Annotated in this window: 11 protein-coding genes; 6 read left to right on the forward strand and 5 right to left on the reverse strand. The window is 53.8% G+C overall.

From position 1 onward, the window contains the following. Positions 1-423 carry an ATP-binding protein gene (locus AUP42_RS20270; protein ID WP_062953396.1) on the reverse strand — a complete coding sequence of 141 codons (423 nt, stop codon included), beginning with the start codon at positions 421-423 and terminating at the stop codon, positions 1-3. A 9-nt stretch (positions 424-432) separates the two neighbouring features. Continuing rightward, positions 433-2,253, reverse strand: coding sequence for an AMP-dependent synthetase/ligase (locus AUP42_RS20275; RefSeq protein ID WP_062953397.1), 1,821 nt, complete (start codon positions 2,251-2,253; stop codon positions 433-435). A gap of 446 nt (positions 2,254-2,699) precedes the next feature. Here AUP42_RS20275 and AUP42_RS20280 point away from each other — a divergent pair, with 446 nt between their 5' ends. Both AUP42_RS20280 and AUP42_RS20285 read left to right on the forward strand, forming a co-directional pair. Beyond that, a complete protein-coding gene (locus tag AUP42_RS20280) occupies positions 2,700-4,475 on the forward strand; it encodes a M3 family oligoendopeptidase (protein ID WP_062953398.1) in 1,776 nt (591 codons plus the stop codon). A gap of 1 nt (position 4,476) precedes the next feature. Then, entirely contained in the window at positions 4,477-5,856 is a 1,380-nt protein-coding gene (locus AUP42_RS20285; protein WP_062953399.1) for an ABC1 kinase family protein, read from the forward strand. 279 nt (positions 5,857-6,135) lie between these two features. On the opposite strand, the gene AUP42_RS21465 is transcribed toward AUP42_RS20285, so the two are convergent. Continuing rightward, entirely contained in the window at positions 6,136-6,468 is a 333-nt protein-coding gene (locus tag AUP42_RS21465) for a hypothetical protein (protein WP_156484667.1), read from the reverse strand. A 106-nt stretch (positions 6,469-6,574) separates the two neighbouring features. Here AUP42_RS21465 and AUP42_RS20290 point away from each other — a divergent pair, with 106 nt between their 5' ends. From AUP42_RS20290 to AUP42_RS20305, 4 genes are all read left to right on the forward strand, one after another. After that, on the forward strand, positions 6,575-7,735 hold the full coding sequence (locus AUP42_RS20290; protein WP_062953400.1) for a Re/Si-specific NAD(P)(+) transhydrogenase subunit alpha: 1,161 nt from the start codon (positions 6,575-6,577) through the stop codon (positions 7,733-7,735). Then, positions 7,728-8,171, forward strand: a complete 444-nt coding sequence (locus AUP42_RS20295; protein ID WP_062953401.1) for an NAD(P) transhydrogenase subunit alpha — start codon at positions 7,728-7,730, stop codon at positions 8,169-8,171. The genes AUP42_RS20290 and AUP42_RS20295 overlap by 8 nt, the downstream gene beginning before the upstream one ends. Positions 8,172-8,183: 12 nt before the next feature. Beyond that, the gene (locus AUP42_RS20300; RefSeq protein WP_062953402.1) at positions 8,184-9,581 is read left to right on the forward strand and encodes an NAD(P)(+) transhydrogenase (Re/Si-specific) subunit beta; all 1,398 of its coding nucleotides are present in this window, start codon (positions 8,184-8,186) and stop codon (positions 9,579-9,581) included. 111 nt (positions 9,582-9,692) lie between these two features. After that, complete coding sequence (locus AUP42_RS20305) at positions 9,693-10,280, forward strand: hypothetical protein (RefSeq protein WP_062953403.1); 588 nt, start codon at positions 9,693-9,695, stop codon at positions 10,278-10,280. 63 nt (positions 10,281-10,343) lie between these two features. On the opposite strand, the gene AUP42_RS20310 is transcribed toward AUP42_RS20305, so the two are convergent. After that, positions 10,344-11,825 carry a Na+/H+ antiporter family protein gene (locus tag AUP42_RS20310; RefSeq protein WP_082824868.1) on the reverse strand — a complete coding sequence of 494 codons (1,482 nt, stop codon included), beginning with the start codon at positions 11,823-11,825 and terminating at the stop codon, positions 10,344-10,346. 274 nt (positions 11,826-12,099) lie between these two features. Beyond that, complete coding sequence (gene rpsU / locus AUP42_RS20315; RefSeq protein WP_062953404.1) at positions 12,100-12,303, reverse strand: 30S ribosomal protein S21; 204 nt, start codon at positions 12,301-12,303, stop codon at positions 12,100-12,102. Positions 12,304-12,583: the final 280 nt, after the last annotated feature.

A 12,583-nucleotide genomic window follows, 5' to 3' on the forward strand; every position in this document is an offset into this window, starting at 1 on the left:
CTAGCGATAACGATCGGGAAGTTGTTGCCAGCGTTTGCGCATGGCATCGATTTTATCGTCGGGGACGCCGTGGATATTGCGAAACTGTCCATGGCATTCGATGATCTGTAGGGGCACGTCATGACGTTCTGCCATGTCTAGATAAGCCTGCATTTCCCAGATTTCGCTAAATGTGTTGGAAACAACAACGGCTTGTCCAGTGGATAGATAGGCATCGCATTCGGTTTCACAGCGTGCATGGACGTCACGCAGTTTCCGACCGTCAAACCGGTAATCGCCGTTGCGGTCCACCATGAACTGATCGGCTTCGAGATGGATGGCGCCGGTCTTTTCGCAAATCGTTGTGGCAAGTGTCGATTTCCCTGATCCGGGAAGGCCCCGGATCAGGGTTAATGTCGGTTTTGTCGGAAAATGCTTTGCCATTGGCCTGGCTTATTGGCCGCCGCGTTTGCGTTGATACAGGGTATCAAGCGCCTGACCATAGGCCGCCTTGATCTTGTGGCGGCGGATCTTCATGGATGGCGTCAGCATCTCGTTTTCAATCGAGAACGGACTTTCGGCGAAGGTAAAGCTTCGGACCTTTTCTATGGTCGAAAGGCGTCCGTTGACATGATCGACCGCCGCACGGATTTTTTTGCGGAATTCCTCGTTCTCGCCAAGGGTATCGATATTGTTTTCAATCCCGTTTTCCTTGGCAAATTCACGCATAAAATCGTCATCGGGCCACAGAACAGCAACCAGATAGGGTTTGTCATCGCCGTAAACCATTGCTTGTGAAATCTCGGTTTCAAGGGTCAGGAGGCCCTCAATCCGTTGCGGCGAGATATTATCGCCACCGGAATTGACGATGATGTCCTTCTTGCGATCGGTGATGACAAGGCTGCCTTCTTCGTCGAACTTGCCGATATCACCTGTATGAAGCCAGCCATCAATGATGGCGGCGGCGGTGACTTCAGGCAGGTTCCAGTACCCCTTCATCATGCTTTCGCCGCGTAGCAGGATTTCGCCGTCATCGGCGATTTTTGCCTCGGCTCCGACCATTGGCGGGCCAACCGAACGCAGTTTATTGTTTTCTGCCCGATTGCACGACACAACCGGGGCGAATTCGGTTTGGCCGTATCCCTGAAGAATGCGAATGCCACATGAAACAAACAGGACGCCGAGTTCATAGTTCAGCGGGCCGCCGCCCGATACCATCGCCTTGATCCGGCCGCCGAAACGCTGGCGCAATTTACGGCGCAGCAGGATTTCGCAGATGAAATTCTGGAATTTCTCAATCAGGTTAAGCGGTTCTTTTTCATAGGTCTTGCGACCAAGCCTGAGTGTCAGGTTAAACAGCTTTTGTTTAAAGCCGCCTTCCTTTTCGACCATGCGGCTCATACGTTGATAGAGCATTTCATAAAGGCGCGGAACGGCCGTCATGATTGTCGGGCGTACTTCGGCCAGGTTTGCGGCAAGCTTATCAAGGCTTTCGGCGTAGTAAATCTGCGCGCCGATACTCATCGGGAAATAAAGGCCTGCCGTGTGTTCATAGGAATGAGACAGCGGGAGGAAGGACAAAAAGACTTCTTCGTCAATTCCGAGCGTTTCGATGATGTCAAACGCACCCATGCAGTTTGACAGGATCGCCCCGTGGCTGAGCATCACCCCCTTGGGTGCCCCACCGGTACCCGATGTGTAAATCAGGCAGGCCAGTTGATCACGCGCAATTTCCGACACCCATGCATCGACGTCGTCTGTCAGTCCGCGACCTTGCGAAATCACATCTTCCCATCGGGTTATGGTGATATCGCCGACAAAGCTTTGGCCCCAGTCTTCCATCATGATGGCATGACGGCAACGCCCGCTATCAAGGGCTGCGTGCAGGAAGGGCTGGGCGAGTTTCTTGGTCGAGATAATGGCAATGCCCGCACCACTGTCTTCGATCGCGTGCAGGTGGTCGCGCTCGGTATTGGTGGTATAGGCCGGAACGGTTAGGGCGCCGACACACATGATCGCCAGATCGGCAATGCCCCATTCGGTGCGGTTTTCCGAAACCAGCAATACCCGGTCACCGGGGCGGACGCCAATTTTGTATAGCGACCGTGCCAGCGCGCGTACCTGATCGGCGGCGTCATTCCAACTTGTCGGGACAAAATCACCCGCTTCACCATCCTTGGTCCACAAGAACGGTGCATCCCCGTATTTTTCAGCCTGTTTGAAAAACATCGACGGCAAGTTCTGCCAATCGGCATAATCCTGCAAATTCGTCATGACGCTTCCTTGCCTTGTTGTCGTTTCTCTTGCCTTCATACAGTGATCTTGGCGTCACTGTTCAAGTCTGTCACCGCAAAGTGATCGCAAATGTCGGCGACGACTCTCAAAAGTCCGGACTTTCCATCACGGATATACCTGACCCCATTGTTTTAGTTATCAGGGATTGCTTCGTTACGCAGCCGGAAAATGATGTTTGAACGGTTCAAATGAGTACGACTTCACATCATCGGAGAAATCCATTGATATCCATCGATGTTAGCGATTTCACAAGGCGGGATCAAAACGCTATTGTTGATCTGTAATTCGCCCTGTTTGGTGTGTCTATAAATGCAAAGCCGTGATCGGCACTGGCGCAGGTCGCCCGGCCATCATATATCGGGGCATGGATGTTTCGGGCTGGAATGCAAAAGGCCCGATTGCATAATCGACTGTCTGGAGGACAAATGAACGCGATCGACAAGAATTTGCCGACCTGGGATCTTACCGATCTCTATAACGATCCCAAAGACCCGGCCATCCGGCGCGATCTTGATGATGCCAAATCCCGCTCAGACGCCTTCCAGAAAACCTATCAGGGCAAGCTTGCCGGTCTTTCGGGTGATGAACTTGCCGCCGCGATTGCCGAATACGAAGCCGTTAGCGAAATCTGTGGCCGGATCGGATCGTTTGCGCAGTTGCTTTATGCAGGTGATAGCTCGGACGCCGCCATCGGGCAGTTCTATCAGTCCGTTCAGGAAGAAATGACCAGCATTTCCAGCCTGTCGCTATTCTTCGGGCTTGAAATCAACCGGATCGAGGAAGATGTGCTTTCGGCGAAATATGACGAAAGTGCCGCCCTTCGCCGTTATCGCCCGTGGCTTGATGAAAACCGTGCCTTCCGCCCGCACCAGCTATCTGACGAGGTCGAACAGGTCCTGCATGAACGCCGTGTTGCCGGTTCAAGTGCATGGGTGCGTTTGTTCGATCAGACGATGGCCGATCTGCGTTTCCCGATGAATGGCGAAGAACTGGCCATGTCGGATGTTGCCAATATGCTGTCTTCGACCAAGGTCGCGGAACGCAAGGCAGCGGCAAAATCGATTGGCGATGTGCTGGGCAAAAATATCAAGCTTCTGGCCCATATCACCAATACGCTGGCCAAGGACAAGGAAATTGACGACCGGCTGCGTAAATTCGCAACCCCCGTATCGGCACGCAACCTGTCCAACCAGGTTGAGGACGATGTTGTCGAAGCACTTAATTCCGCAGTCGCCAGCAGCCATGCCGATCTGTCGCATCGCTATTACCGCCTCAAAGCCAAATGGTTTGGTGTTGATCAGCTTGATTACTGGGATCGCAATGCGCCGCTTCCCGATGATGATGATCGCCATATCGATTGGGATACCGCACGCAAAACCGTGCTTAAGGCATATGGTGAATTTTCCTCCGAGCTTGCCGAGGTTGGTAAGAAATTCTTTGATAATCCGTGGATTGATGTGCCGCCGCGTGCGGGTAAATCATCAGGCGCTTTTGCCCATCCGACCGTACCGTCGGCTCATCCGTACTTGCTGCTGAACTATTACGGCAAAACACGTGATGTGATGACACTGGCGCATGAGCTTGGCCATGGTGTGCATCAGGTTCTTGCGGGCGAGCAGGGCTATTTCCTGTCCGACACGCCGCTGACCCTTGCGGAAACCGCGTCTGTTTTTGGTGAAATGCTGACCTTCCAGTCGATGCTGCGTGCGGAAACCGACCCTAAGATGAAGCGCATTATGCTGGCCGGCAAGGTCGAGGATATGCTCAACACCGTCGTGCGTCAGATCGCGTTCTTCGAATTTGAAAAACGCGTCCATACCAAGCGCCGCGAAGGTGAGTTGACGGTCGATGAGATCTGCGAGATCTGGCTTGCCGTACAACATGAAAGTCTGGGTGATGCGATCCGCTACGAGGACGAGTACAAATATTACTGGTCCTATATCCCGCACTTCATCCATTCACCGTTCTATGTTTACGCCTATGCGTTTGGCGATTGCCTCGTGAATTCGCTGTATGACGTTTATGAAAATGCCGAAGACGGCTTCCAGCAGAAATATTTCGACATGCTGAAAGCCGGTGGCACCAAGCGCCATCAGGAATTACTGGCACCGTTCGGTCTTGATGCGTCCGACCCGGCGTTCTGGCAGCGTGGCCTTAACATGATCAAACGCATGATCGACGAGTTGGAGGAACTTTCCTGATATGAGCAATGACGACGATGATTATACCGCCCCAAACGAGGATAATCGATTTGGCGGGCGGGTTCGTCGTTATGCAAAGGTGGGGGCATCGGCCGGGAAGCTGGCTGCACGCCTTGCCACGGGGAAAATGTTCGGCGGCGATATCGATCATGCGAAATATGCTGCCGAACTGACTTCGGCCTTGGGCGGCCTAAAAGGCCCATTGATGAAGGTTGCACAAATCCTGTCGACCATTCCCGATGCCTTGCCAAAGGAATATACCCAGGCCCTGGCAACGCTTCAGGCCGATGCGCCCAGTATGGGGTGGCTGTTTGTCAAACGCCGGATGCGGACCGAACTCGGTGCTGGATGGCAGGAAAGATTTGGCGATTTCAGCCATGAAGCGGTTGCCGCGGCGTCGCTTGGCCAGGTTCATCGTGCGACGCTTGATGACGGTCGGACAGTCGCGTGTAAGCTGCAATATCCCGATATGTCTGCAACGGTCGAGGCTGACCTTAAGCAGCTTCGCGCGGCCTTTGGGATCTATCGCCGGTATGACAGTGCAATTGATGCCGAAAACATTCAGCTGGAACTGACCGCGCGCCTGCGAGAGGAACTTGATTACGAACGCGAAGCCCGCAACATGCTGCTGTATCGCCATATGCTGGCCGATGAGGATTGCGTGCATGTGCCCGAACCCGTGTTAGACCTTACGACCAAGCGGCTTCTGACCATGACGTGGCAGACCGGGCAGAAATTCCAGAAATTCCTTGATAGCGATCCGTCGCAGGATTCGCGCAATCAGGTGGCGCTGAATATGTTCAGGGCCTGGTATGTACCGTTTTATCGTTATGGCGTGATCCATGGCGATCCGCATCTGGGCAACTATACTCTGCGCGATGATCTTTCGGTCAACCTGCTTGATTTCGGTTGTATCCGTATCTTTCAGCCCGAATTCGTCAATGCGGTGATCACGCTTTACGAAGCATTACGCGACAAGGACGAGGAAAAGGCGGTTGCTGCCTATCAAAGCTGGGGCTTTGAAAATCCGTCACGTGAATTGATCGATGTTCTGAATATCTGGGCTGGGTTTGTATATGGCCCGATCCTTGATGATCGTGAACGCCGGATGGATGAAACCAATTCGGTGGCATACGGGGCTGAGGTCGCAGGCAGGGTCCATCGGGAATTGCGACGCGTCGGCGGGGTCAAGCCGCCCCGTGAATTTGTTCTGGTGGATCGGGCGGCTGTCGGGCTTGGCGCGGTGTTCCTGCGTCTTGATGCCCATCTGAACTGGTATCAGATATTCAATGATCTTGTCGGGGACTTTGATGCGGGTGTCTTGACGCGCAATCAGGATGCCGCCCTTGGCGCTGTCGGGCTCGACCGTCCCGAAAACTGATCCGATTTCGCATTTTTGCGATTTAATTTTTCCGTGTAACGGCAAAAGAATCGGCGTGATCGCGTGCATCGTTGGCTGGAAATACCCAGTCAAAATGGTTTTCGGCGAGGGCTTTTTGCCGGCTTTTTCCAAAATTTTCCGGTTTCAATCGTTGGGCACGCAGAAAAGTTTTTCCTTTCTCTGCTTGCGTTGGGGCGGGTTTGGTGGAAACCTGTGGCTGTGTTTGTCAATTAATATTCACTTACAACGTTGGCTGAAAATAGGGGAAACTGCTGTAAATCAACGGATTAATTCTATCTGTACGGGATAAGGACCTGTTACAGGATGGAAATAATATGTGTGATAATCCACACATGATGGTTTTGGCGAATTGTGAACCAAAATCAAGTTAAACTGTTTTTTTATAGGGTTTTCATGTTGTCGCGAACCGGAAGAAATCGCATCTTGCATCCAACGCAGACAAGGCAGGGCGTCATTGATTGTTTGTCCTGAGCACCAATGGCGGGTGGGACCTGACTTGTCGCCAAGGCTTTTTGCCTCGGAATGCGTGGTGGGAAAGTGGGCGGTTTCTTCTGTTAAAGCGGAAGAACCGCCTTTTTTCTTGCCGGGCAAGGGTAATCGTGGCCCGTCTGATGCAGATGCACCAGATGCGGATCGCGTCACATAAAAACAAAAATGCCGTGCTTATTTATAATGATAGGGAAGGAGGTTGAACGCGATGAAACTGGCCGTTCCAAAGGAAATATGGCCCGGGGAAAAGCGCGTTGCCGTTACGCCAGATACCGTCAAGAAACTGATCGGTCTGGGGTTTGACGTTGCAATCGAGGCTGGTGCCGGAACTGACGCCGCCATACCGGATGATCGCTTTGCCGACGCCGGTGCGACCATTGCCAAGACGATGAAAACCACCGTCAAGGATGCCGATGTCATCCTGAAGGTGCGCCCACCGGTTGTTGATGGAAAAACCGACGAGCTTGCCGCCTATAAAAAAGGGGCTGCCGTCATCGCCTTGCTTGATCCCTATGATCGCAAGGACCTGATTGAAAAAATGGCTGTGGCAGGGGTTTCGTCCTTTGCCATGGAACTGATGCCGCGTATTTCGCGTGCGCAATCAATGGACGTTCTGTCGTCGCAATCCAACCTGGCCGGGTATCGTGCCGTTCTGGATGCTGCCCATGAATTCGGGCGGATTTATCCGATGATGATGACGGCAGCCGGGACATTGCCGCCTGCACGTATCGTTGTCGTCGGGGCCGGTGTCGCCGGTCTTCAGGCGATTGCGACTGCCAAACGCCTTGGTGCGGTGGTTTCCGCATTCGACGTGCGCCCGGCGGTGAAGGAACAGGTTCAATCGCTTGGCGGGACCTTTATCGAGGTTGAAGACGACGCAGCCGACGGCGAAACCGCAGGCGGCTACGCCAAGGAAATGTCGGACGAGTACAAGGCCAAACAGGCGGCCAAGCTTAAGGAAGTTCTGGCAAAGACCGACATCGTCATCACGACTGCATTGATCCCGGGCCGTCCGGCACCGGAAATCGTTACCGCCGATATGGTCGCGGGCATGAAACCCGGCTCTGTCATCATCGATCTTGCCGCCGAACGCGGTGGCAACGTCGCGGGTGCGAAACTTGGTGAAACGGTTGTCACGGCCAATGGTGTGAAAATCATCGGTCCGGAAAACATCACCAGTTCCGTCGCAACCGATGCAACGGCGATGTATGCGAAGAACCTTCTGAATTTCATCACACTGTCGGTCGACAAGGAAAAGGGCACGCTGGCCTTCAATGCCGAAGACCAGATTATTGCCGAAACCATGCTGACCCGTGATGGCAAGGTTGTTCATCCGAAATTCGGTGGTGAGGAGGTCGCAAATGGCTGATCAATCCGTAACCCAAAATGCCGCCCAGAACGCCAACGAGCTGCGCGATGCAGCCCTTGGACTGGCCGAAAAGGCCGCAAAACTTGCCGATAGTCTTGCCAATCAGGCGGGCGACATGGCGAGTTCGGCGACCACAGTTGTCCATACAAGCGGTGTCAGCCCGACGGTGCTTGGCCTGACGGTTTTCGTTCTGGCATGCTTTGTCGGCTATTACGTCGTGTGGAAAGTAACCCCGGCCCTTCATTCGCCGCTGATGGCGGTGACCAATGCCATTTCATCGGTGATCATTGTCGGTGCGCTTCTGGCGGCAGGCCCGATCGAGATGAACCTGTCCAAGGCGATGGGCTTCCTCGCCGTGGTGCTGGCGTCGGTCAACATCTTTGGCGGTTTCATCGTGGCACAGCGCATGCTGCACATGTTCAAGAAAAAGAAGTAGGGGGAACACACAATGTCGGAAAACCTATCGGCTTTCCTGTATCTGGTGGCGTCCGTCTGCTTCATTCTGTCGCTGCGCGGTCTGTCTTCACCGGAAACGGCACGTAACGGGAATATCCTTGGCATGGTGGGGATGGCGATTGCCATTCTGACCACCCTGGCATCACCCGAAGTCGTGTCCTATACCACTATCATTGTCGGCATTCTGGTCGGCGGGGCCATTGGTACGGTCATCGCGCTCAAGATCAAGATGACGGCACTGCCGCAACTTGTTGCTGCCTTCCATTCGCTGGTCGGTCTGGCGGCTGTGTTTGTGGCAGGTGCGGCGCTTTATTCGCCGGGTGCCTATGGTCTTGGTACTGCGGGTAATATTGGTGCTGCCAGCCTGATTGAAATGGGCCTTGGCGTTGCCATTGGTGCCATTACCTTCACTGGCTCGCTTGTTGCCTTTGGCAAGTTGCAGGGGATTGTATCGGGTACGCCGGTACGCTTTACCGGACAGCACATGCTTAACCTTGCCATCGGAATTGGCATTGTGGTGTTTGGTGTCATCCTTGTTGCGACTGAAAGCCACACCGCGTTCTGGATTCTGGTTATTCTTGCTCTGGTTCTTGGCGTGACGCTGATCATTCCGATTGGCGGGGCGGATATGCCGGTCGTTGTTTCGATGCTGAACTCCTATTCGGGGTGGGCGGCATGCGGCATCGGCTTTACGCTTCAGAACAACGCCCTGATCATTACCGGTGCACTGGTTGGTGCTTCGGGTGCGATCCTGTCCTACATCATGTGCAAGGGCATGAACCGCTCGATCTTCAACGTTATCTTTGGCGGCTTTGGCGTGGAAGCCGGTGCCGCAGCAGGCGGCGTTGATACCGGTGATCGGGCTGTCAAATCAGGCTCCAGCGATGATGCGGCCTTTATCATGAAGAACGCATCAAATGTGATCATCGTGCCGGGCTACGGCATGGCGGTGGCACAGGCTCAGCACGCGTTGCGCGAAATGGCTGATATCCTTAAAGCCGAAGGCGTTAATGTCCGCTATGCCATCCATCCAGTGGCAGGACGTATGCCGGGGCATATGAACGTCCTTCTGGCAGAGGCAAGTGTGCCTTATGACGACGTGCTTGAAATGGAAGAAATCAACCGTGATTTCGGCACGGCGGATGTGGCCTTTGTGATTGGTGCCAACGACATCACCAACCCGGCAGCCAAAACCGACCCGTCATCGCCGATCTTCGGCATGCCGATCCTCGAGGTCGAAAAAGCCAAAACCGTTCTGTTCATCAAGCGTTCGATGTCGGCCGGTTATGCCGGTATCGAGAACGAGTTGTTCTTCAAGGATAATACTATGATGCTGTTCGGTGATGCCAAAAAGATGTGTGAAGAGATTGTGATGCATCTGGATAGCTGATTTGGCTTTGCTGTTGGAATATGAAAAGGGCGGCCATTTGGTCGCCCTTTTTCTATGTATAAATACGAATTTTCGTGATCTTTTATTCAGAAATCATATCCCGAGGGCTGAGTGTTCCGACTTCTGAAAGTATCCGTTTTTACGATTGTGCTGTTGTCGCTGGCGGTGGTGGCATCGGTTTCGGGGATTTTCATCACCTATTTCCGGCTGACAGCCGAGGAGCCGGTGGCGCGGATTACGTTCGAGGAAGTCGGGGATCAGGAATACAATGCTTATCTGACATTGCCGGGCAACGATATTCCCGGCAAATACGTGATTTATGGTGACCAATGGCGGATTGATGCGGAATTTGTGAAGATCAAGCCATGGGCCAATATTCTTGGTGTGGATTCCCGTTACAAGCTGGTGCGGCTGGAAGGTCGATATCAGGACATCGAAGATCAGAACACCCGTCCGCATATGGCCTATGATCTCGGCGCGACCAAGGGGATTGATATTGGCAAGCTGGTGGCGGATTGGAATTTCCTGATTGATGCCGAATATGGCAGTTCGACTTTCACCGATATCGAGGTTGCCAATACCTATACGGTCTATAAAAGCCAGTTCGGGCTTTTGGTACGCGAAGACGCCGCACAGTCGGATGCGACCAGCAACGGCGCCGTCGATGGTCTGTTTAACTGGCTGTTCGGGTCGAAATAAAACCCGTCCGACGAATATCGGACGGGTTGTTTGTTTGGTCCCGGCTTTATTGTGCCGATTTGATCAAAGGATCATCGCTGCCACCCAAGCAAACAGAACCATGCCGAAATTGGCATGGATAAAGGTCGGGATCACGGAATCCTTTACATGATCATGTTGACCGTCGGCATTCAGGCCCGATGTCGCGCCCAATGTGATGGTTGATGCGGGCGAGCCAGCATCGCCAAGGGCAGCAGACGCCCCCAGAAGTGCGATGGTCGCCATGGGCGAGAAGCCAAGGGCCAGTGCGAGTGGGATATAGATCGGAGCCAGGATTGGCACGCTGGCGAAGCTGTCGCCAAAGCCGATGGTGATGAACAGGCCGACCAGAAGCATGATCAGCGCGCCAATCGCCTTGTTATCGCCGATCAGTTCGGCACTTGCCTGCACAAGCGGGGCGATTTCGCCGGTGGCATCAAGCACCCCGGCAAAGCCCGACGCGATGGTGATGATCACGGCGATCTGGGCCATCATCCGCATACCTTCGGTGAAGACATCGTCCTGTGCCCGCCAGCGGAAAATGCCCGCCGCCGCCAGAATGACAAAGCCGATCATCGCGCCAACCAGAAGGCTGTCAAACTGCAACTGGCAGATCAGCGCAACGGCAAGGGCCGCAACGGTTGCCAGCAGTTGAAGCGGATTGATCGACACGGGCTTCGCTGGATTGATATGGCTTTCCGAAGACGGATCAGTCACATAATCGCGCGGTTTGCGATAGGTGATGAAAACCGCAACCAGCATCCCGGCAACAATCCCCATAACCGGCAGGAACATGGCCTTTTGTGCCATGTCGGCCGTCATGGAAAGATCGTAGGCCGCGCCAACTTCGTTGACATTGGCCATCAGGATTTCATTGAGGTAAATCGCCCCAAAGCCTGTCGGCAGCAGCAGATAGGAAAAGCTGATCGAACAGGCGAGGATACAGGCAATGGCCCGGCGGTCAATCCGCAGGCGGTTGAATACCGCCAGAAGCGGTGGGATCATCACCGGGATAAAGGCGATGTGAACCGGCACCAGATTCTGCGAAATCAACGAGCAGAAAATGAAGATCGCAAACAGGAACCACTTAAGGCCCTTTGACGTGCTTTGTGCATCGCTTCCAACACGCGCGGCGATCTTTTGGGCAAACAGATCCAGAATGCCCGAACGTGCAATCGCAACCGCAAAGGCACCGATCATAACATAGGTCATGCCGACCTGTGCGCCGACCAGAAGGTTGTCATTAAGCGCACCGATGGCGGTGGTTGTGTCCATCCCGGCGTGCAATGCACCAAGCAAGGCGGCCGAGATAAGGGCGATCGGGACTGGCACGCGCAAAAGACACAGTGCAATCATGACAACGATGGTCAGCAGGACAGCATTGATGTGGTAATCGACCAGTGCGGCAATGCCATATATCGCGGCCATCACGGCGATGGCGGGTAGAACGCGGGTCAGTCGATAATACCCATTAAAATCAGATCCGGCGGGGGCATTGCCGGTATCGGTTTGTGTGTTCACAGTCATGTCTCCCCGATTGACTGGTTGGTGGTGGCGCAAAGGTGTTTGCGCATGGCGGGAGAAGACCTGCCGGGGAATTGTTTAAAACAATCCGATGCCAAGACAAAAAACTTAGCGGGAATGACAGCTATGCGATCCGGGGAGTGGGATTTGGAAATGGGAGCCTAAAAAACCAAACCCGCCCGGATTGCTCCGAGGCGGGCTTGGCGCACGGGTCCGATTTTGGCAAGCCAAAACCGATCGTACAGTCACGTTCGAGGAACCCCGAAAGTGAAAAAGACTAGAAGCCTTCGCGCTCGACGCGCTTACGCTCCAGCTTGCGGGCACGACGGATTGCTTCCGCCCCTTCGCGAGCTTTCTTCTCCGACGGCTTTTCAAAGTGGCGACGGAGTTTCATCTCACGGAAAATGCCCTCGCGCTGCATCTTTTTCTTAAGCGCTTTCAGAGCCTGATCGACATTGTTGTCGCGAACGATTACCTGCACGGAAACCACGCTCCTTTCAAAAAAACAAAAACACCCGGCTGAGCATCATGCCCTCCGGTTGGTTGCACGGCCTGTATGACCGTGGGCTTTATATAGTGTAAAGCGGCGCAAAAGGAAAGAGGGAAGGGGTAATTCGCCTATGGCGTTCATTGGGCGATAGGGTTGTGTCCACAATGTGATCCCGAAAGCTCGAGATTGGCTTTGTCTTCCCGATTTTATTCTATACCAAAAGTAACGGCATCCTGTTGAAAAATATACCCTTGGTGGTTGCGATGCGGGT

The organism is Thalassospira lucentensis (genome assembly GCF_001613805.1).
Taxonomy (GTDB): domain Bacteria; phylum Pseudomonadota; class Alphaproteobacteria; order Rhodospirillales; family Thalassospiraceae; genus Thalassospira; species Thalassospira lucentensis_A.